At 71.7% G+C, this 19,707-nt stretch carries 18 protein-coding genes; 14 read left to right on the forward strand and 4 right to left on the reverse strand.

Annotated features, from left to right (window positions below):
• The 4 genes from B085_RS0128320 to B085_RS44055 form a co-directional block, all read left to right on the forward strand.
• Nucleotides 1-632 (forward strand): CoA transferase (locus B085_RS0128320; protein ID WP_018561986.1); only part of this gene is annotated, 632 nt, incomplete at its 5' end.
• A 2-nt stretch (nucleotides 633-634) separates the two neighbouring features.
• Nucleotides 635-790: a hypothetical protein gene (locus tag B085_RS49615; RefSeq protein WP_018561987.1), complete on the forward strand. Its 156-nt coding sequence runs from the start codon at nucleotides 635-637 to the stop codon at nucleotides 788-790.
• A gap of 134 nt (nucleotides 791-924) precedes the next feature.
• Nucleotides 925-1,476 carry a beta-class carbonic anhydrase gene (locus tag B085_RS0128330; RefSeq protein ID WP_018561988.1) on the forward strand — a complete coding sequence of 184 codons (552 nt, stop codon included), beginning with the start codon at nucleotides 925-927 and terminating at the stop codon, nucleotides 1,474-1,476.
• Nucleotides 1,477-1,696: 220 nt separating this feature from the next.
• Nucleotides 1,697-2,497: an acyl-CoA dehydrogenase family protein gene (locus B085_RS44055; protein WP_018561989.1), complete on the forward strand. Its 801-nt coding sequence runs from the start codon at nucleotides 1,697-1,699 to the stop codon at nucleotides 2,495-2,497.
• Here B085_RS44055 and B085_RS0128340 read toward each other — a convergent pair.
• On the reverse strand, nucleotides 2,455-3,144 hold the full coding sequence (locus B085_RS0128340; RefSeq protein ID WP_018561990.1) for a GntR family transcriptional regulator: 690 nt from the start codon (nucleotides 3,142-3,144) through the stop codon (nucleotides 2,455-2,457). The genes B085_RS44055 and B085_RS0128340 overlap by 43 nt on opposite strands.
• Nucleotides 3,145-3,461: 317 nt before the next feature.
• On the opposite strand from B085_RS0128340, the gene B085_RS0128345 reads away from it, so the two are divergent.
• The 10 genes from B085_RS0128345 to B085_RS0128390 all read left to right on the forward strand — a co-directional run bounded on the left by B085_RS0128345 (nucleotide 3,462) and on the right by B085_RS0128390 (nucleotide 15,472).
• On the forward strand, nucleotides 3,462-3,917 hold the full coding sequence (locus B085_RS0128345) for an NAD(P)H-dependent oxidoreductase subunit E (protein ID WP_234018676.1): 456 nt from the start codon (nucleotides 3,462-3,464) through the stop codon (nucleotides 3,915-3,917).
• Nucleotides 3,914-5,530: a formate dehydrogenase beta subunit gene (locus tag B085_RS0128350; RefSeq protein ID WP_018561992.1), complete on the forward strand. Its 1,617-nt coding sequence runs from the start codon at nucleotides 3,914-3,916 to the stop codon at nucleotides 5,528-5,530. Before B085_RS0128345 ends, B085_RS0128350 begins: the two co-directional genes overlap by 4 nt.
• Nucleotides 5,527-8,355: a formate dehydrogenase subunit alpha gene (gene fdhF / locus B085_RS0128355; protein ID WP_018561993.1), complete on the forward strand. Its 2,829-nt coding sequence runs from the start codon at nucleotides 5,527-5,529 to the stop codon at nucleotides 8,353-8,355. The genes B085_RS0128350 and fdhF overlap by 4 nt, the downstream gene beginning before the upstream one ends.
• A 1-nt stretch (nucleotide 8,356) precedes the next feature.
• On the forward strand, nucleotides 8,357-8,569 hold the full coding sequence (locus B085_RS0128360) for a formate dehydrogenase subunit delta (RefSeq protein ID WP_018561994.1): 213 nt from the start codon (nucleotides 8,357-8,359) through the stop codon (nucleotides 8,567-8,569).
• A 357-nt stretch (nucleotides 8,570-8,926) separates the two neighbouring features.
• Entirely contained in the window at nucleotides 8,927-9,130 is a 204-nt protein-coding gene (locus B085_RS0128365; RefSeq protein WP_007502648.1) for a cold-shock protein, read from the forward strand.
• An 87-nt stretch (nucleotides 9,131-9,217) separates the two neighbouring features.
• Nucleotides 9,218-10,882, forward strand: a complete 1,665-nt coding sequence (locus tag B085_RS44060) for a DEAD/DEAH box helicase (protein WP_051102192.1) — start codon at nucleotides 9,218-9,220, stop codon at nucleotides 10,880-10,882.
• A 75-nt stretch (nucleotides 10,883-10,957) separates the two neighbouring features.
• Nucleotides 10,958-11,599 (forward strand): PadR family transcriptional regulator, encoded by a 642-nt coding sequence (locus tag B085_RS0128375; RefSeq protein WP_018561996.1) that lies wholly within the window; start codon nucleotides 10,958-10,960, stop codon nucleotides 11,597-11,599.
• Between the two features lie 82 nt (nucleotides 11,600-11,681).
• Nucleotides 11,682-12,638 carry a daunorubicin resistance protein DrrA family ABC transporter ATP-binding protein gene (locus B085_RS0128380; RefSeq protein ID WP_018561997.1) on the forward strand — a complete coding sequence of 319 codons (957 nt, stop codon included), beginning with the start codon at nucleotides 11,682-11,684 and terminating at the stop codon, nucleotides 12,636-12,638.
• 71 nt (nucleotides 12,639-12,709) lie between these two features.
• A complete protein-coding gene (locus B085_RS0128385; RefSeq protein ID WP_037732654.1) occupies nucleotides 12,710-13,438 on the forward strand; it encodes an ABC transporter permease in 729 nt (242 codons plus the stop codon).
• A 615-nt stretch (nucleotides 13,439-14,053) separates the two neighbouring features.
• Nucleotides 14,054-15,472 carry an OFA family MFS transporter gene (locus B085_RS0128390; protein ID WP_026251533.1) on the forward strand — a complete coding sequence of 473 codons (1,419 nt, stop codon included), beginning with the start codon at nucleotides 14,054-14,056 and terminating at the stop codon, nucleotides 15,470-15,472.
• A gap of 272 nt (nucleotides 15,473-15,744) precedes the next feature.
• Here the strand turns inward: B085_RS0128390 and B085_RS0128395 are convergent, their stop codons facing one another.
• The 3 genes from B085_RS0128395 to B085_RS0128405 all read right to left on the reverse strand — a co-directional run bounded on the left by B085_RS0128395 (nucleotide 15,745) and on the right by B085_RS0128405 (nucleotide 19,679).
• On the reverse strand, nucleotides 15,745-16,440 hold the full coding sequence (locus B085_RS0128395; protein ID WP_018562000.1) for a GntR family transcriptional regulator: 696 nt from the start codon (nucleotides 16,438-16,440) through the stop codon (nucleotides 15,745-15,747).
• Nucleotides 16,441-16,652: 212 nt separating this feature from the next.
• A complete protein-coding gene (pntB, locus tag B085_RS0128400) occupies nucleotides 16,653-18,125 on the reverse strand; it encodes a Re/Si-specific NAD(P)(+) transhydrogenase subunit beta (protein WP_018562001.1) in 1,473 nt (490 codons plus the stop codon).
• A 6-nt stretch (nucleotides 18,126-18,131) separates the two neighbouring features.
• The gene (locus B085_RS0128405; RefSeq protein WP_018562002.1) at nucleotides 18,132-19,679 is read right to left on the reverse strand and encodes a Re/Si-specific NAD(P)(+) transhydrogenase subunit alpha; all 1,548 of its coding nucleotides are present in this window, start codon (nucleotides 19,677-19,679) and stop codon (nucleotides 18,132-18,134) included.
• Nucleotides 19,680-19,707 lie beyond the last annotated feature (28 nt).

Here is a 19,707-nt window from a genome sequence, read left to right on the forward strand (position 1 = left end):
ACGCCGTCCTCAACCTGTGCCGCGTCAAACTCCGCGACCAGCAACGCCTGACCCACGGACCACTGGCCGAATACCCCAACGAGACCTTCACCGACGAAGTCCCCCGCTCCGGCAACGCCTCCGGCGGCGGCCAACCCGGCTGGGCGGTCAAATGCGCCCCCGGCGGCCCCAACGACTACGTCTACGTCATCGTGCAACCCGTCGGCTGGCAACCCCTGGCCCAACTCATCGGCCACCCCGAACTCGCCGACGACCCCGAATGGGCCACCCCCGAAGCCAGGCTGCCCAAACTCGCCAAAATGTTCCAGCTCATCGAGGAATGGACCACCACCCTGCCCAAATGGCAGGTCCTCGAAGAACTCAACCGCCACAACATCCCATGCGGACCCATCCTGTCCACCAAAGAGATCATCAACGACGAAAGCCTCAAGGCCAACGAGATCGTCGTCGAGGTCGACCACCCCGAACGCGGCACCTACACCACCGTCGGAAACCCCCTCAAACTCTCCGACTCACCCACCACCATCCACCGCTCACCCCTCCTCGGCGAACACAACCACGACATCTACACCACCGAACTCGGCATCCACGAGGACGAGTTGCCGGGGCTCAAGGCACAAGGAGTGATCTGACCATGACCGCGGACCACGCGCGCCGTCCCGCCGCCGGCGACACCACCCGGCGGTGCGAGCCGCCGCCGTACCGGCGGCGCCCGGAGCACGGCACGCCGGCGCGGCGGACCCCGCCGCCGTACCGGGGGCGCTGCGCGCTGCGGTCCGGCCTGCGTTGATTCACGGAGTCTATCGACCGCCGGGAGGAAGCCGGAGCCGCGCGGGAGCCGCCGTGGTCCACCCCGAACCGGCCGCTCACGTGCATGATCGCAGCACGTGGGGGGCCGCACCAGAAAAGGAGCGCACCGGAGTCATGTCGACGTCAACGTACGGTTCCGCACAGCCCGGCGGCAGCGCCCCGGGCGGGGAGACGGTCACCGACCGCCTCGTGGAGTCCAACCGCAAGTACGCCGCGGGGTTCGCCGACCCCGGCATGGGCGCCCGGCCCGTGCTCCAGGTCGCCGTGGTGGCCTGCATGGACGCCCGGATCGACCTGCACGCCGCCCTCGGCCTGCAGCTGGGCGACTGCCACACCATCCGCAACGCCGGCGGCGTGGTCACCGACGACACCATCCGGTCGCTGACCATCAGCCAGCGGGCCCTGAAGACCCGCAGCGTGATACTGATCCACCACACCGGCTGCGGCCTGCAGATCCTCACCGAGGACTTCCGGCACGAGCTGGAGATGGAGGTCGGCCAGCGCCCCGCGTGGGCGGTGGAGGCGTTCCAGGACGTCGACCAGGACGTCCGGCAGTCGATGCAGCGGGTGCGCACGTCCCCGTTCCTGCCCCACACCGACGACGTCCGGGGCTTTGTCTTCGACGTCACCACGGGGCTGCTGCGGGAGATCGACCCGCGTCCCTGAGCCCCTGGGGCACGACGCCCCGTCCAGACCTGCGCGCGGACCGGCGGACGGCAACCTGCCGGGAGACGCGGGACGGCTGCTCCCGGCGGCTGGTCCGCGCGCACGCCGGCGGGGCGGCCGGCCCGCACGCACACCCGCGTGCCCGGCCGCCCCGTCCGTCGGCGTCCCCACATCCGCTGCCTGACGGCAGATCAGCAACCGTTCCCGAGGGGGTCACCTCGTGTCGTACCGCAACGCCTTCTCCCGTGTCCTGAGCGATGTCATCGCGCCCCGTGCCGAGCGGACCGGCAGGGAGGGGAGCTTCCCGCGCGGCGCGGTGACCGCCCTGGGCGAGGCGGGTCTGCTCGGGCTGACCGTCTCCGCCGACCTGGGCGGCGGTGGACGGGGTCCGGCCGAGGCCGCCGAGGTCGTCGCGCGGATCGCCGGCAGCTGCCCGGTGACCGCCGCCGTGCTCCAGTCCCACTACGCGGCGGTCGCCGTGATCGAGGCGTGCGGAAGTGCCTGGGTGCGCGGTGAGATAGCCGCCGGACGCCACCTGAGCAGCCTCGCCCTGGCGGACGGTGCGTACGGCGCCGCGGGTGCGACCGCCACCCGCTCCGGTGAGGTGGTCGCCCTGAGCGCCCGCAAGCGCGAGGTGGTCGCGGCGGGGGAGGCCGACAGCTACGTCTGGTCGTCCTCGCCCCTCGCCGCCGCGGACGGACTGACCCTGTGGCTGGTGCCCGCGCACGCGCCCGACCTGTTCGTCCCGGCCCGGCCGGACGGGGCGGGGCCGCACGGCAGCGCCACCTCGACGGTGGTCGCCGACCCGGTCCTCGTCCCCGCCGACGCGATGCTCGGGGAGGACGGCGCGGGGCACGAGGTGGTGCGGCGCACGGTGCTGCCGTGGCTGCTCGCACTGCGGGACGCCGTGGGAGCCGCGGCCGTCCACCCGTCGGTGGCGGCCGCGGAATCGGCCCCCTCGGCGCGGGCCGGGGCGGCTCAGCTCAGTGCCGTCGCCCCCGCAGCGACCGCCTTGCGATAGTCGCCGGTGCGTTCGGTGTGCTTGCGCATGATCTCGCCGGCGCGTTCCGCGTCGCCCTTGGCGATGGCCTTGATGAGCTGGGCGTGCTCGTTCCAGGCGTCCTTGCCGCGGGGCTTGGCGATGGGGGTGTAGTACCACCGCACCTTCCGGCTCACCTGCGAGATCAGCTCGGCCAGCACGGCGTTGGCGGCGATGGACGTGATGAGGGAGTGCAGCGCCGTGTTGGCCGTGACCAGGCGCTCCACGTCGCCCGCGGCGAGCGCCTCGATCCCCGCCTGCTGCAGCTCCCAGAGGTGTTCGACGTCCTCGGGCTTGGCGTTCCCGGCGGCGAGCCGGGCCGAGTAGGTCTCCAGCACCGAGCGGACGCCGAGCAGTTGGGCGGCCTCCTCCTCGGTGGGGGAGTGGACGAAGGCGCCCTGGGCGGGGCGCAGGTCGACCCAGCCGTCGGTCTGCAGGCGCTGCAGGGCTTCTCGTACCGGCTGGCGGGAGACCCCGAGGTGTTCGGCGAGTTCGGCCTCGACCAGGTGCTGGCCGGGTGTCAGGGACCCGCTGATGATGAGTTCGATGAGGGCGTCGTACACGGCCTGGCGCAGTGGTGCGGGGCGGGCGACCCGGTGGGTCGCCGCGGCCGTCAGGGCCTCGCGCATGGTTCCCCCGTTCTGCCACCGAGCCTGTGGGCCGACGGCTCTGGACTGGTGGCCGCCGTGAGGGTCGCCGGCGGCGGGACGAGTCAGTATACAGGTTTTGGTATGCAACATGCCTTCTGTCGCGGCAAGGCACTCCGTGGTGCCGGGACTTGGGAAAGTCCAGGCTGCAGGATTCTGTATGCAGAAGTTTGTATGCGGTATCGTCGCGGTGTACTGCCGGCACCGTCGGGAAGGCGAAGCGGCTCTGTGACGATCCCGCGCCGGCACTCCCTGACCTGGCGAAGGCGGAGTGGTCAATGACGATCGGCGGGAGTGACATGACGGTCGAAGACACGGTCCGGACGGTGGTGGCCGATCACCGGGATCAGCGCGGCGCGCTGCTGCCGGTACTGCACGCCCTGCAGGCCGAGCTGGGGTGCGTACCCAAAGAGGCGATACCGGTGCTCGCCGACGAGTTCAACCTCTCCAGGGCCGACGTCCACGGAGTGGTGACCTTCTACCACGACTTCCGCCGCGAGCCGGCGGGACGGACCACGGTGCGCATCTGCCGCGCCGAGGCGTGCCAGGCCCTCGGGTCCGACGCGCTGGTGGGCTACGCGCGGGAGGCGGGACTGGCGCCGGGGGAGACGACCCCCGACGGCTCGGTCACCGTCGAGCAGGTCTTCTGCCTCGGCAACTGCGCCCTGGGGCCCGCGGTCGAGGTCGGCGGCCGGTTGTACGGACGAGTGGACATGGCCCGGTTGGGCTCCATCCTCAAGGGGACGGTGGCATGACGAAGGACTCTTCCGACTCCGCGGTGACGGTCTACGTCCCGCGCGACTCGGCGGCCAGATCGGTCGGCGCGGACGAGGTTGCGGACGCGCTGCGGCGCGCCGCGGCGGAACGGGAGGCGCCCGTCGAGGTGGTGCGCAACGGCTCCCGCGGCATGCTGTGGCTGGAGCCGCTGGTCGAGGTGGTCACCCCGGCCGGCCGCGTCGGGTACGGGCCGGTGGCCCCCTCGGACGTCGAGGGACTGCTGGCCGCGGGCATGCTCGAGGGCGCCGACCACCCGCTGCGCCTCGGCGTCGTCGACGAACTGCCCTGGCTGGCCCGCCAGACCCGGGTCACCTTCTCCCGGATCGGGATCACCGACCCTCTCTCGCCGGAGGACTACCTGCGCCACGGCGGCCTGGCCGGACTGCGCACGGCCCTCGGCATGGCCCCCGCCGACGTCGTCACCGAGGTGACCGACTCCGGTCTGCGCGGACGCGGCGGCGCCGGCTTCCCGGCGGGCATCAAGTGGAAGACCGTCCTGGACTGCGCCGACGAACTCAAGTTCGTCTGCTGCAACGCCGACGAGGGCGACAGCGGCACCTTCGCCGACCGCATGGTCATGGAGGGCGACCCCTTCATGCTCATCGAGGGCATGACGATCGCCGCGCACTCCGTCGGCGCGCGCGAGGGCTACATCTACATCCGCTCCGAATACCCCGACGCGGTGGCCACGATGCGCGCCGCGATCGGCATCGCCCGCGAGCAGGGGTGGCTCGGCAAGGGCATCCTCGGCTCCCCCCTCGACTTCGAACTGCACGTCCGCGTCGGCGCCGGAGCGTACATCTGCGGCGAGGAGACCTCCATGCTGGAGAGCCTGGAGGGCAAGCGCGGCACCGTCCGCGCCAAGCCGCCGATCCCCGCGATCGAGGGCCTGTTCGGCAAGCCGACGGTCGTCAACAACGTCCTCACGCTCGCCACGGTGCCGGTCATCCTCGCCGAGGGCGCGAAGGCGTACCAGGAACTCGGCGTGGAACGCTCGCGCGGCACCCAGGTGTTCCAGCTCGGCGGCAACATCGCCCGCGGCGGGATCGTGGAGACCGCCTTCGGCGTCACGCTGCGCGAACTGGTCGAGGACTACGGCGGCGGCACCTTCTCCGGGCGCCCGGTCCGCACGGTGCAGGTCGGCGGGCCGCTCGGCGCCTACCTGCCGACGTCGATGTTCGACCTGCCGATGGATTACGAGGCGTTCGCCGAGGCGGGCGCCATGCTCGGCCACGGCGGCGTCGTCGTGTTCGACGAGTCCGTCGACATGGCCGCCCAGGCCCGGTTCGCGATGGAGTTCTGCGCCGAGGAGTCCTGCGGCAAGTGCACGCCCTGCCGGGTGGGCTCGGTCCGCGGCGTCGAGGTGATCGACAAGATCGTGGCCGGTCAGCAGCGGGACGAGAACCTGGCCCTGCTCGAGGATTTGTGCGAGCTGATGACCGACGGCTCCCTGTGCGCGATGGGCGGCCTCACGCCGATGCCCGTGCGCAGCGCCATCGCGCACTTCCCCGACGACTTCCTCGCCCGCGACCCCGGCCGGGCGATCCCACGCACGCACGCCCATGGAGGCAGGACGGAGGGCACGGCATGACACTCCTGAAGGAACCCGACTTCGGCACACCGGAGCGACCCGGACCGGCGACGGTCTCGGTGGAAGTGGACGGGATGCCGGTGACGGTGCCCGAGGGCACATCGGTGATGCGCGCCGCCGCGCTCGCCGGCATCGACATCCCCAAGCTCTGCGCCACCGACAGCCTGGAGCCGTTCGGCTCCTGCCGGCTGTGCGTCGTGGAGATCGACGGCCGGCGGGGCACCCCCGCGTCGTGCACCACGCCGGTGGCGGCCGGGATGAGCGTGCGGACCCAGACCCCCAAGGTGGAGAAGCTCCGCCAGGGCGTCATGGAGCTGTACATATCCGACCACCCGCTGGACTGCCTCACCTGCCCCGCCAACGGCGACTGCGAGCTGCAGGACATGGCCGGGGTGGTCGGGCTGCGGCAGGTCCGCTACGGCTACGAGGGCGAGAACCACCTCGACGCCGAGAAGGACACCTCCAACCCGTACTTCGACTTCGACGCCTCCAAGTGCATCGCCTGCTCCCGCTGCGTACGGGCCTGCGGCGAGGTGCAGGGCACCTTCGCCCTGACCATCGAGGGCCGCGGTTTTGACTCCAAGGTGTCGGCCGGCGCCGGCGAGACCTTCATGGAGTCCGAGTGCGTCTCCTGCGGTGCCTGCGTGCAGGCCTGCCCGACCTCCACGCTCCAGGAGAAGTCGGTGGTCGAGCTCGGTATGCCGACCCGCTCGGTGATCACGACCTGCGCGTACTGCGGGGTCGGCTGCTCGTTCAAGGCGGAGCTGCGCGGCGACGAGCTGGTGCGGATGGTGCCCCACAAGGACGGCGGCGCCAACGAGGGGCACTCCTGCGTCAAGGGCCGCTTCGCCTTCGGCTACGCCAGCCACCCCGACCGGATGCTCAAGCCCATGGTGCGGGAGAAGATCACCGACCCGTGGCGCGAGGTCGAGTGGGACGAGGCGATCGGCACGGTCGCCCGCCGGATGCTCGAACTCCAGGAGCGGTACGGATCGGGTGCGATCGGCGCCATCACCTCCTCGCGGTGTACCAACGAAGAGGTGTACGTCGTCCAGAAGATGGTGCGCGCCGCCTTCGGCAACAACAACGTCGACACCTGCGCCCGGGTCTGCCACTCCCCGACGGGGTACGGGCTCAAGCAGACCTTCGGCGAGTCGGCCGGCACCCAGGACTTCCGGTCCGTCGCCGAGGCCGACGTCATCATGGTGATCGGCGCCAACCCCACTGACGGGCACCCGGTGTTCGCCTCGCGGATGAAGCGCCGGCTGCGCGAGGGCGCCAAGCTCATCGTCGTCGACCCGCGCCGCATCGACCTGGTGCGCTCCCCGCACGTCCAGGCCGAGCACCACCTCCAGCTGCGGCCCAGCACCAACGTGGCCGTGGTGAACGCCATGGCGCACGTGGTGGTCACCGAGGGTCTGGTCGACCGGGCCTTCGTGGACGAGCGGTGCGAGGACTTCGAGGGGTGGGAGGAGTTCATCGCCCGCCCGGAGAACAGCCCGGAGGCCACGGAGGAGCTCACCGGCGTGCCGGCCGAGGAGCTGCGCGCGGCGGCACGGCTGTACGCGCAGGCGCCCAACGGGGCGATCTACTACGGGCTGGGCGTCACCGAGCACAGCCAGGGCTCCACCATGGTGATGGGCATGGCCAACCTCGCGATGGCCTGCGGCAACATCGGCCGCGACGGCGTCGGCGTCAACCCGCTGCGCGGCCAGAACAACGTGCAGGGCTCCTGCGACATGGGCTCGTTCCCGCACGAGCTGCCCGGCTACCGGCACGTCTCGGACGACGCGGTGCGCACCGTCTTCGAGAACCTCTGGGGCGGCACGATCCTCGCCGAGCCCGGGCTGCGCATCCCGAACATGTTCGACGCGGCCATCGACGGGACCTTCCGCGGCCTGTTCGTGCACGGCGAGGACATCGCCCAGTCCGACCCCAACCTCAAGCACGTCACCGCGGCGCTGGAGGCCATGGAACTGGTCGTCGTGCAGGACCTGTTCCTCAACGAGACGGCGAAGTTCGCGCACGTCTTCCTGCCCGGCGCGTCCTTCCTGGAGAAGGACGGTACCTTCACCAACGCCGAGCGCCGCATCAACCGGGTGCGCGCGGTGATGAAGCCGAAGACGGGCAAGCACGAGTGGCAGATCGTCTCCGAGATCGCCACCGCCATGGGCCACCCCATGGCGTACGACCACCCGAGCCAGATCATGGACGAGATCGCCCAGGTCACGCCGACCTTCACGGGTGTCTCCTTCCAGCTGCTGGACAAGCTGGGCAGCGTCCAGTGGCCGTGCAACGAGCAGGCCCCCGAGGGCACGCCCATCATGCACGTGGACGAGTTCGTGCGGGGCAAGGGCAGGTTCGTGGTCACCACCTTCGTGCCGACCGCCGAGCGCAGCACCAGGCGCTTCCCGCTGATCCTGACCACCGGCCGGATCCTCAGCCAGTACAACGTCGGGGCGCAGACCCGCCGCACCGGCAACGTCGCCTGGCACCCGGAGGACGTGCTGGAGCTCCATCCCCACGACGCCGAGGTCCGGGGCATCGTGGACGGCGACATGGTGACCCTGGCGAGCCGGGTGGGGGAGACGAGGCTGAAGGCGGAGATCTCCGACCGGATGCCGCCCGGGGTCGTCTACACCACCTTCCACCACCCGGTGACCGGGGCCAACGTGGTGACCACCGAGAACTCCGACTGGGCGACGAACTGCCCGGAGTACAAGGTGACCGCGGTCCAGGTGGGGCTCGCCCGCCCGCCTCGCGACGACGGCGCGGAACAGGACCGGGGCCGGGAGCGGGACGAGCTGCTGACGGTGGTGGACTGAGATGGCCGGCGCCGTGCCGGCGGAGCGCCGGATGGCCAACGACATCGCGGCCAACCTCGTCCACCTGCCGGGCGACAGCGCGGCCGAGGCCGTCGCGGGGCACATCGGCAGGTTCTGGGACCCGCGGATGCGCACCCGGCTGTTCGAATTCGTCGACGCCGGGGCGGACGGTCTGGACCCCCTGGTGGTCGAGGCGGTGAAGCTGCTGCGCTGACGACGCGGAGGCCCCGGGTCGGGGCCCGGAATGCCGCGGGAGCACGGAAACGCGCTCCCGCGGCGACGACGGGGCGTGCCGGGCCTCGGGCGGGTACACGGACGGGTGAGCCCTGCCCGGTGAACCCGGGGTGACCGGCTGCGCCGGCCCCTGCCCGGCTCCCGTCCCGGGCCCGCGCGGTCCCCTGCCCCGCGCAGGCCTCATCCGTCGTGCCGACCCGATCTGTGTTAAGGTGAAGTAGTTGCAGTTGTGGTACCCATAGGAATTATGTGCGCCTGACGGATTCTTCTCCCGCAGGCGCATTATTTGTTCTCCGGCATCTCCGGGTGGGCCCTCTGCCTAAAGAAGGAGAATGTCATGGCACAGGGAACCGTCAAGTGGTTCAACTCTGAAAAGGGCTTCGGCTTCATCGAGCAGGACGGCGGCGGCCCCGACGTCTTCGCCCACTACTCGAACATCGCCACCCAGGGCTTTCGCGAGCTCCAGGAGGGCCAGCGGGTGAGCTTCGACGTCACGCAGGGCCAGAAGGGCCCGCAGGCGGAGAACATCGTCCCCGCCTGATCGCCGGACGCGTACCCGCTCACCGGGGTCCGCACCGTCATGGTGCGGACCCCGGTTTGCGCTGTTCTCAGGAAGGCACATCACCGCATGTCCCGCAGGCCCCAGAAATCGAATCGGCGCGTGTCGTCGTCCGCACCCTCCGCACCGTCGCCGAGAGAATTCCGGTTGCCGGAAAGCACGACACCCGCACTCCCCGCGGTCGAGGACTTCGCCGCTCTCGACATGCCCGCGGGACTGCTGAAGACCCTCACCGCGCAGGGCGTGACCACCCCCTTCCCCATCCAGGCCGCCACGCTGCCCAACTCGATCGCGGGCCGTGACCTGCTGGGGCGGGGCCGCACGGGCTCCGGCAAGACCCTCGCCTTCGGCCTGGCGCTGCTGGCCCGCACGGCCGGACTGCGCGCGGAGCCCAAGGCGCCCCTCGCCCTCGTGCTGGTGCCCACCCGTGAACTTGCCCAGCAGGTGACGGACGCGCTGACCCCGTACGCGACGGCGGTGAACCTGCGGATGGCCACCGTGGTCGGCGGGCTGTCCATGACCAAGCAGGCCGCCACGCTGCGGCGCGGCGTCGAGGTGCTGGTGGCCACCCCCGGCAGGCTCAACGACCTGGTCGAACACGGCGACTGCGTGCTCGGCAGCGTCGGCATCACGGTGCTGGACGAGGCCGACCAGATGACCGACATGGGCTTCCTGCCGCAGATCACCAGGCTGATCGAGCGCGTGCGGCCCGACGGACAGCGGATGCTCTTCTCGGCGACCCTGGACGGCAACATCGACCGCTTGGTGCAGCGGTTCCTGACCGACCCCGTGGTGCACTCCGTGGACCCGTCCGCGGGTGCGGTGACCACCATGGAGCACCATGTGTTCCACGTCCTGGACGAGACCGACAAGAAGGCCGTCACCACGCGCATCGCGGCACGTGACGGCCGGGTCATCCTCTTCCTCGACACCAAGCGGTCCGCCGACCGGCTCGCCAAGCGGCTGCTGGCCGTCGGCGTCCCCGCGGCGGCACTGCACGGCGGCCGTTCCCAGCCGCAGCGCAACCGCACGCTGGAGCAGTTCAAGAACGGCCAGGTGACGGCGCTGGTCGCCACGAACGTGGCGGCCCGCGGCATACACGTCGACGACCTCGACCTCGTCGTGAACGTCGACCCGCCCACCGACCACAAGGACTACCTCCACCGCGGCGGCCGCACGGCCCGCGCCGGCGGCTCCGGCCGGGTGGTCACGCTGGTCCTGCCCGACCAGAAGCGGGACATGACCCGGCTGATGTCGGACGCGGGGATCCGTCCCCGGACCGCCCGCATCACCTCGAGCGCGGAGGAGCTGACCACCCTCACGGGTGCCCGTGAGCCGTCCGGCGTCGCCATCACCATCGAGGTGCCCCAGCCGGCGTCCGCGCCGAGGGCGTCCCGCGAGAAGAACGGCGGCGAGAACGGTGGGCGGCCCGCTCGCCGGCGCCGCGGCGGCGGCGGAACCGGGGCGGCGACGGGTGCGGCTCCCGGGACGGGTGGCCGGAGCTCGGACCGCCGGGCCGCGGCCGGAACGGCGGCGTCCGGTGGCGGCCGCCGCGCGGGTTCGCGCGGGACGGCGGGCGCCGCGGGGGCCGCGGGCGGCCGGGGAACCGACCGGCGCGGTGCGTCCGGCGCGGCCGGCGGCACCGGATCCGGTACGGGGACCCGCGGCGCGGGACGACGGGCACCGGCCGGCGGCGAGGGCCGCCGGGGCGCCCGCGGCAACCCCGCGGGCTGACCGGACCAGGGACGGACGGGAGACGGGTGCGGGGCGCGTACGGCGCCCCGCACCCGTCCGCCTAACCTGGACGGCATGTCAGCGATCCGTCTCCTCGTCCTGGGCGCGGTCCGCCAGCACGGGCGGGCCCACGGCTACCAGGTGCGCAACGACCTGGAGTACTGGGGCGCGCACGAGTGGTCCAACGCCAAGCCCGGATCCGTCTACCACGCCCTGAAGCAGATGGCGAAGCAGGGACTGCTGCACGCCCACGAGATCGCCCCCTCGACGGCCGGCGGACCGCCCCGCACCGAGTACGAGATCACGGACGAGGGGACCGGGGAGTTCCTGCGCCTGCTGCACGAGGCGCTGGTCGCGTACGACCAGAAGACGGACATCCAGTCCGCGGCCATCGGCTTCATCGTCGATCTGCGCCGGGACGAGGCGCTGGGTCTGCTGCGGCAGCGGATTCGCGGGATCGAGGAGTGGCGGGCGGCCGTCACCGAGCACTACATCCCCGAGGACGGCCCCGCTCGGCTCGGGCACATCGGCGAGATCATGAACCTCTGGGTGCACACCGCCGACTCGGACGCGGCGTGGACTCGCGGGCTCATCGAGCGGATCGAGGGCGGCGCGTACACCTTCGCCGGGGAGGGCGAGCCGTTCGTGGGCGTGCTGGCGCAGGGCGAGGAGAACCCGTACGCGACGGGGGAGCCGCATCCCGGGGACGAGCATTAATCAAATTTGACGAGTGCGCTGCGAGGCCACTACTTTGCGCCAGTAATCAAGTTTGACTACTTGATCAGTGGAGGAGTGGCCTGTGACCGGCACAGCGATCACCGTCGAAGGGGCACACAAGAAGTTCCGCGGCAGACCGGCGCTGGACGGGCTGGACCTGGAGGTCGCGCGCGGCACCGTGCACGGGGTGCTCGGCCCGAACGGCGCGGGCAAGACGACCCTCGTCCGGATTCTGTCCACCCTGCTCCGGCCGGACCGCGGCCGTGTCGAGGTGGCCGGGCACGACGTGGTGACCCAGGCCCCGGCGGTACGGTTCCGGATCGGCCTGCTCGGGCAGCACGCGGCGCTCGACGAGCAGCTCGGCGGCCGCCAGAACCTGGAGATGTTCGGCCGCCTCCACCATCTCGGCGCCCGCCGGGCGCGCGAGCGCGCCGACGAGCTCCTGCTGCGCTTCGGCCTCGCGGACACCGGGCGCAAGGCGGTCGGGCAGTACAGCGGCGGCATGCGGCGCCGGCTCGACCTTGCCGCGTCCCTCGTCACCGATCCCGAGGTGCTGTTCCTCGACGAGCCGACGACCGGCCTCGACCCCCGCGGCCGGGCCGAGGTGTGGGCCTCCGTCCGCTCCCTGGCCGACGGCGGTACGACGGTCCTGCTCACCACGCAGTACCTGGAGGAGGCCGACCAGCTCGCCGACCGTATCTCGGTCGTCGACCACGGCCGGGTGATCGCCGACGGCACGGCGGACGAACTCAAGGCCCGCACGGGCGGCGACCGCATCGACGTGGTGCTGCGCGACGCCGGCCAACTGGCCGCGGCCGGGGCCCTGCTGCCCGCGTCCGGGGGCGAGGTCTCGGTGGACGCCGACCGGCGGCTGGTCAGCGCGCCGGTCGCCGACCGCATGGCGGCGCTCACGGGGGTGGTCCGCGCCCTGGAGTCGGCCGGCATCGAGGCGGAGGACATCGCCCTGCGCCGCCCGACCCTCGACGAGGTGTTCCTGCACCTGACCGCGGACGACCACCGCACGAAGGAGACCGCGTGAGCGCCGCGTACACCACCGGCGGTCCGGCCCGGCGCGCGCGGGGATCGTACGTCCTCGCCGACTGCTGGACCATGACCCGGCGCGAACTGGCCCACTGGGCCCGGCAGCCGGTCCAGGTGCTGGTCGGCCTCGTCTTCCCGGTGATGCTGCTGCTGATGTTCGGCTACCTCGTCGGCGGCGGTCGTGAGGTGAGGGGCGACTACCTCGGCTATCTCGTGCCCGGCATGCTCGCCCTCACCATGGCCTTCGGCCTGGAGGGCACGATGCTCGCCGTCACCCGGGACCTCGACAAGGGCGTGATCGACCGCTTCCGCTCGATGCCGATGGCCAACGGCGCCGTCCTGGTGGGACGTTCGGCCGCCGACATGCTCCAGTCGGCCGCCGGCCTGGCCGTCCTGCTCGGTGTGGGCCACGCGCTCGGCTGGCGCACCCACGGCGGGGCCGCCGCCTTCCTCGGCGCCGTGGGCCTCCTGCTGCTGTTCCGCTTCGCGATGCTGTGGATCGGCATCCAGCTGGCCCTGGTGGCGGGGAAGCCGGAACTGGTGCAGGCCGTGCAGATCCTGGTCTGGCCGGTCGGCTTCCTCTCCAACGCCTTCGCCGCCCCCGAGGCCATGCCCGGCTGGCTGGGCACGGCCGTCCAGTGGAACCCGATGTCACAGACGGCGACGGCGGTACGCGACCTGTTCGGCGGCCCCGGTGGCGAACCCGGTCACGCCTGGGCGGCCGTGGCCTGGCCGTTGGCCCTGCTGGCGGTCTTCCTGCCGCTGGCGGTGCGGAGGTTCGGGCGCCTGAGCGCGTAGCGGTTCCGGTCCCGGGGCGGCAGGCCCGGCCCGGGACCGCCGCCCCGGCACCGGACTTTGCCTGCTCGTGGCCTTCCTTGCCGGCCCTTTACCCGCGCCTCGCGCGTCCGGCCGCACGGAGGTATCGGGTGCCGCAGGCAACCATTCGGCGGGCAGCCGGACTTACCTCACCGACCAGCGACAACGCGCCCTGGAGCGGCTGGAGTCGGCCGTCCGGGCGGGTGCGGAGCGGGCGCCACCGGTTGGTAATGCACTGGTCAATCTTCCCGACATCCCCTGGACACCCCGAATTGACGGTCCATACCGTATGCAATCTCCAGTATGGAGAATCGCGCTGACCAGCTGAATGTTCGTCTCGACACCCCCTGAGCACGGCCGCTTCGGCGTGCCCGGGGTCGTACCACGACGTACCACGCCGTACCACCGTGTCACCCGACTGCGCGCTGTCACGATCCGGGTCTGCCGCCCCGGACCGACCTCAGCTGCCCGGACGGCGTACCACCGGGCCCGGCCATGCCGGGCCGAGCCGCAGGGATGGTCCGCTCCACCCCTCCGCATGAAGAGAAGGGCCCAGGGGGCGCACGCCAGGTTCTTTTCAGGCAAGGGAAGGCACCGATGTCAGCAACACAGCACGTGGTTCCCGGGCAGTACCGGGAGGTCAGCGACGCGAACGGTCGCGTCTACCGGGTCGGGGAGACCGACCGCTCCCTCCTGGGGAGGCCCCGGGCCTGGATGGTCTGGCTCCCCTGGATCGCGATGATGGGCGTCAGCGTCTACGAGTACGGCTACAGCTCCGCCGAGGCGGTGCTCGAGCACGCCCACGGATGGACCCTGACCGAGACGTTCTGGATCGCCAGCATCTGGGCGGTCTTCCAGGCGGGCGTCGCGTTCCCCGCGGGACGGCTGCGGGAGACCGGGGTCCTGCCGGCCAGGACGGCCATGCTCGCCGGAGCGGTCTTCTCCGGACTGGGTTTCCTGGCGCTCTCGCACCTGAGCAACCCCTACGTGGTGATCGCCGGTTACTCGGTGCTGGGCGGTACGGGCGCCGGCCTGGTGTACGCGACCTGCATCAACATGGTCGGCAAGTGGTACCCCGACAACAAGGGCGCCCGCACCGGGTTCGTGAACGGCGGCTTCGCCTACGGAACCCTGCCGCTGATCTTCGTCTTCAACTACTGGTTCCACCCGTCCAACTACAAGATGGTCCTCGACCTGATCGCGCTGGGCATGGTGCTGGTCGTCGCCTTCTGCGGCATGTTCTTCCGCGACCCGCCGAAGAGCTGGTGGCCGCACGACGTCGACCCGCTGAACCGGGGCGTCAGCGAGGACGCGCGCCGGGTGGCCAAGCGACTGGCCAAGAACCCGCCCGCCAAGGGCCAGTTCACCCCGATGGAGGCGATCAGGACCGGGCAGCTGCCGCTGATGTGGTTCGCCCTGGTCTGCATCGGCGGCGTGTCGCTCTTCGGCATCAACTTCCAGGTCCCGTTCGCCAAGAGCCTGGGCTTCGGCCCGCTGGTCGCGGCCTCCTCGGCGGGTGTGCTCGCCGTGGTCAACGGCGTCGGCCGGGCCGTCGTGGGCTGGCTGTCGGACTACCTGGGCCGGCGTCAGACTCTGGGCCTGGTACTGGTGGTGGCGGGACTGGCGCAGTTCGGCGTGCTGTGGTCGGGCCAGGCGCACAACGAACCCCTGTTCCTGTTCTTCGCGTTCCTCAACGGTTTCGGCGGCGGGGCGTTCTACCCGCTGTTCGCCGCGCTCACCCCGGACTACTTCGGTGAGAACAACAACGCGCAGAACTACGGGCTCGTCTACAGCGCCAAGCTGGTCGGCGGTGTCGGCGGCGGCGGTGTGGCCGCCGGAGTGGTCGCCGCCTGGGGCTACGCCGGGGCGTACTACCTGGCCGGCGGCATCGCCTTCCTCTCCGCGCTGATCACGGTGTTCCTGCGGCAGCCCGGCGCCCCGCGCCGGAGCGGCGACGGGAGTCCGGTGGCCGAGGTGGGCAGCCGTACCCCCTCTCCCGCCGAGGCCACCACCTGACGGCTGCGGTACCGGGGCTCCGCGAGGAGCCCCCCAGATCGTGCGCGGGCGAAGTCGCCCGGCCCGGGGCGGCGGCAGTCCCGGGCCAGGTGCCCGCGTCACGGAGGCGGGGCCGGCCGGTGGGGCGCGCCCCCTGGTCCGTCCGGCCCCGCCCGTCCCTCCTTCGCCGTTTCCTCCCGTTGATCCAGTTGATCCCGTTCCTCCCTCCCCCGAAGACGGTCCGGGTGCCCGCCCCAGGCACCCGGGCCGTCGCCCGTTCCCGGCGGCGGGCCTCAGGCCCGCCCGGCGTCGACGGCGGCGGCGATCTGCCGGCAGTAGAAGTCGGTGGTGTTGCGGGTGTGGCGGCGCATCAGTTCCTCGGAGCGCTCCGCGTCGCCCAGTGCGATGGCCTCGATGATCGTGGCGTGCTCGTTCCACGCGTCCCGGCCGCGGGGCCGGGCGATGGGCATGTAGTACCAGCGCACCCGCCGGTCGACCTGGAGGATCAGCTCGGCGAGGACCTGGTTGCGGGACAGTTCGGTGATGAAGCCGTGCAGCGCGGCGTTGGCCTCGACGATGCCGCGGGCGTCGTCCGCCGCGAGGGCGGTGATGCCCGCGTCCTGCAGGTGCCAGAGCCGGGCCACGTCCGCGTCCGTGGCGTGCAGCGCGGCGCCGTGCGCGGAGTGGGTCTCCAGCACGGCGCGCACGCTGAGCAGTTGGGTGGCCTCCTCCTGGGTGGGGGAGTGGACGAAGGCGCCCTGGGCGGGGCGCAGGTCGACCCATCCGTCGGTCTGCAGACGCTGCAGGGCCTCCCGCACCGGCTGGCGGCTGACGCCCAGGTGGTCGGCGAGTTCGGCCTCGACCAGGTGCTGACCCGGTCTGAGGGTGCCGTTGATGATCAGTTCGATCAGGGCCTCGTAGACGGCCTGGCGCAATGGTGCCGGCCGGGTGACCCGGACGGCGGCGGCCGCGGTACGTGTCTCGCGCATGAGCCCCCCTGTCGGCTGAGTTCTTTGCACAGTGCCAAGAATACAGATTTCGGTATGCAATGCAGTCGCGGGGTTGGACACGGCTTTGCGGGACATCGGCCGTCCGCGTGCGGATGCGGGCGGATGCGGGCGGGCGCCGGCGCCGGTCGCACAGCGGACGGGGCGGGGGAAGCAGTGCTTCCCCCGCCCCACCGCCGCGGGCGGAACCACCGTCAGGCAGGCGCCGGTTGCTGGTCGGTGCGCAGGCCGCGCGACGCCGCCGAACCGGGTTCCGGCGTGCTCAGCGAGCGCAGGATGGCCTCCACGCTCTCCTTGGCGTCGCCGAAGAGCATGCGGCTGTTCTCGCGGAAGAACAGCGGGTTCTGCACCCCCGCGTACCCCGAGGACATGGACCTCTTGAAGACGACGACGTTCTCCGCCTCCCACACCCGCAGCACCGGCATGCCGGCGATCGGACTGGCCGGGTCCTCCTCCGCCGCCGGGTTGACGGTGTCGTTGGCGCCGATGACCAGCACCACCGTGGTGTCGCCGAAGTCGTCGTTGATCTCGTCCATCTCGAGCACGACGTCGTACGGCACCCTGGCCTCGGCCAGCAGCACGTTCATGTGCCCGGGCAGCCGGCCGGCCACCGGGTGGACGCCGAAGCGCACCCGCACCCCGCGCCGGCGCAGTGCCTGGGTCAGCTCCGCCACCGGGTGCTGCGCCTGCGCCACCGCCATGCCGTAGCCGGGGGTGATGATCACCGACGTGGCGTTCTCCAGCAGTTCGGCCGTCTCGTCCGCGGAGGTCTCGCGGTGCTCGCCCTGCTCGACGTCGCCGCTCGACGGCGCCGGGGCGCCGAAGCCGCCGGCGATCACCGACAGGAAGGAACGGTTCATCGCCCGGCACATGATGTACGACAGGTAGGCGCCGGAGGAGCCGACCAGCGCGCCGGTGACGATGAGCAGGTTGTTGTTGAGCAGGAAGCCCGCCGCGGCCGCGGCCCAGCCCGAGTAGCTGTTGAGCATCGAGACGACGACCGGCATGTCGCCGCCGCCGATCGAGACGACCAGGTGCCAGCCGAGCGCGAGCGCCAGGACGGTGACGGCGATCATCAGGCCGAGGTCCGGGCTCACCGTGAACCACACCGTCAGGGCGACGAAGGCGACCAGCGCCCCCACGTTGAGGGAGTTCTTCCCCGGCAGCGTCAGCGGACGTGACTTGATCCGCGCCGACAGCTTCAGGAAGGCGACGATGGAGCCGGTGAAGGTGACCGCGCCGATGAAGATGCCGATGAACACTTCGGCGTGGTGGATGCCGAGAAGGTCGGCGGCGACCCGGGTCTGCGCGTCGCCGTGCGCCTCCACCTCGTAGTAGCTGTTCCAGCCGACCAGCACCGCCGCCAGGCCCACGAGGCTGTGCAGCACGGCGATGAGCTCGGGCATCTGGGTCATCTCCACCCGGCGCGCCCGCCACAGGCCGACGGCGCCGCCGACGGCCGTGGCGACGACGATCAGTACGACCGCGCTGCCGGGGATGTCCTGCGCCGCGGCGACGACGGTGGCGACCAGCGCCAGCGCCATGCCGCCGATGCCGTACGCCACTCCGGCGCGGGAGGTGCGGTGTTGCGAGAGTCCGGCCAGGCTGAAGATGAACAGCAGCGCGGCGACGATGTCGGCGGCCTGTGCGGCCGTGGTTGCGTTCATCGATCCTCAGCCCTTCGAGAACATGCCGAGCATGCGGCGGGTGACGGCGAATCCGCCGAAGATGTTCACGGTGGTCAGCATGATCGCCACGACCGACATCACGGTGACGGCCGGTCCGGCGTGGCCTATCTGCAGCAGCGCTCCGACCACCACGATCCCCGAGATGGCGTTGGTGACCGACATCAGGGGGGTGTGCAGGGCGTGGTGGACCTTTCCGATCACGTAGTAACCGATGACGACGGCCAGCGCGAACACGGTGAAGTTGCCCACGAGCTGGGCCGGGGAGAAGGCGATCAACAAGAACATCGCGAGCATGCCCGCGGCGATCAGTCCGTAGCGCGCGGCCGGGGTCAGGCGGGGCTCCTTCGGCGCGGGCGCGGTCGCCGCCGGCGCGGGGGTCTGCCCGGCGGCCGGTGCCGCCGTCACCTGGACGGGCGGTGGCGGCCAGGTCTTCTCGCCCTCCCGCACCACCGTGACGGCCCGCTGCACGACGTCGTCGAAGTCGAGCGTCAGCCGCCCGTCCTTGCCGGGCGTCAGCAGCTTGAGGAGGTTGACGAGGTTCGTCCCGTACAACTGGGAGGCCTGCGCGGGCAGCCGGCCCGCCAGGTCGGTGTAGCCGATGATCGTCACGTCGTTGTCGGTGACGATGGCCTTCCCGCCGACCGTGCCCTCGACGTTGCCGCCCTGCGCGGCGGCCATGTCGACGATGACGCTGCCGGGCTTCATCGACGCCACGTCGGCCGCCGTGATCAGCCGGGGGGCCGGGCGGCCGGGGATCAGCGCGGTGGTGATGATGATGTCGACGTCCGCGGCCTGCTCGCTGTAGATCTCGGCGGCACGCCGGTCGTACTCCTCGGAGGTCGCCTTGGCGTAGCCGTCGGCGCTCGCCTCCTGGACCACCTCGACGGCGAGGAACTCCCCGCCCAGGGAGCGGACCTGGTCGGCGACCTCGGCCCGCGGGTCGGTGGCGCGTACCACCGCGCCGAGGCTGCCGGCCGCGCCGATCGCGGCGAGGCCCGCCACGCCCGCGCCGGCCACCAGGACCTTCGCCGGCGGCACCTTGCCCGCCGCGGTGACCTGCCCGGTGAAGAAGCGCCCGAAGACATGGGCCGCCTCGATGACCGCCCGGTACCCGGCGATGTTCGCCATCGAGCTGAGCACGTCCATCGACTGGGCCCGGGAGATGCGCGGGACGGCGTCCAGCGCCAGCACGGTGATGGGCCGTGCGGCCAGTTCCTCGACGAGTTCGGGGCTGTGGGCCGGGGCGATCAGCCCGATCAGGGTCGCTCCTTCGCGCAGCTTCCCGATCTCCTCGTGCGAGGGTGCGTTGACCTTGAGGACCACGTCCGCCTGCCAGGCGTCGCCGATCCGCGCGCCCGCTTCGGCGTAGGCCTCGTCGGGGAAGCCGGAGGCGGCTCCCGCCTCCGGCTCCACGACGACCTCGTAGCCGAGGCCGAGGAGCCGGCGGACGCTGTCCGGTGTGGCCGCCACCCGTGTCTCCCCGGCGGTGGACTCGGTGACGACACCGATCTGCTGAGGGGGTGAATCCGACATCGCTCTCCTTTTCCGTCGCTTCCGACCG

Origin of the sequence: Streptomyces sp. BoleA5 (assembly GCF_000373665.1) — a bacterium.
GTDB lineage: Bacteria > Actinomycetota > Actinomycetes > Streptomycetales > Streptomycetaceae > Actinacidiphila.

Bases quoted from the DNA above. Each gene is read 5' to 3' on its own strand.
- B085_RS0128390 (WP_026251533.1), top strand. From the start codon at position 14,054: ATGTCAGCAACACAGCACGTGGTTCCCGGGCAGTACCGGGAGGTCAGC.
- B085_RS0128405 (WP_018562002.1), bottom strand. From the start codon at position 19,679: ATGTCGGATTCACCCCCTCAGCAGATCGGTGTCGTCACCGAGTCCACC.
- B085_RS49615 (WP_018561987.1), top strand. From the start codon at position 635: ATGACCGCGGACCACGCGCGCCGTCCCGCCGCCGGCGACACCACCCGG.
- B085_RS0128330 (WP_018561988.1), top strand. From the start codon at position 925: ATGTCGACGTCAACGTACGGTTCCGCACAGCCCGGCGGCAGCGCCCCG.
- pntB (WP_018562001.1), bottom strand. From the start codon at position 18,125: ATGAACGCAACCACGGCCGCACAGGCCGCCGACATCGTCGCCGCGCTG.
- B085_RS0128350 (WP_018561992.1), top strand. From the start codon at position 3,914: ATGACGAAGGACTCTTCCGACTCCGCGGTGACGGTCTACGTCCCGCGC.
- fdhF (WP_018561993.1), top strand. From the start codon at position 5,527: ATGACACTCCTGAAGGAACCCGACTTCGGCACACCGGAGCGACCCGGA.
- B085_RS0128395 (WP_018562000.1), bottom strand. From the start codon at position 16,440: ATGCGCGAGACACGTACCGCGGCCGCCGCCGTCCGGGTCACCCGGCCG.
- B085_RS0128365 (WP_007502648.1), top strand. From the start codon at position 8,927: ATGGCACAGGGAACCGTCAAGTGGTTCAACTCTGAAAAGGGCTTCGGC.
- B085_RS0128345 (WP_234018676.1), top strand. From the start codon at position 3,462: ATGACGGTCGAAGACACGGTCCGGACGGTGGTGGCCGATCACCGGGAT.
- B085_RS0128360 (WP_018561994.1), top strand. From the start codon at position 8,357: ATGGCCGGCGCCGTGCCGGCGGAGCGCCGGATGGCCAACGACATCGCG.
- B085_RS0128385 (WP_037732654.1), top strand. From the start codon at position 12,710: ATGACCCGGCGCGAACTGGCCCACTGGGCCCGGCAGCCGGTCCAGGTG.
- B085_RS0128340 (WP_018561990.1), bottom strand. From the start codon at position 3,144: ATGCGCGAGGCCCTGACGGCCGCGGCGACCCACCGGGTCGCCCGCCCC.
- B085_RS44060 (WP_051102192.1), top strand. From the start codon at position 9,218: ATGTCCCGCAGGCCCCAGAAATCGAATCGGCGCGTGTCGTCGTCCGCA.
- B085_RS0128375 (WP_018561996.1), top strand. From the start codon at position 10,958: ATGTCAGCGATCCGTCTCCTCGTCCTGGGCGCGGTCCGCCAGCACGGG.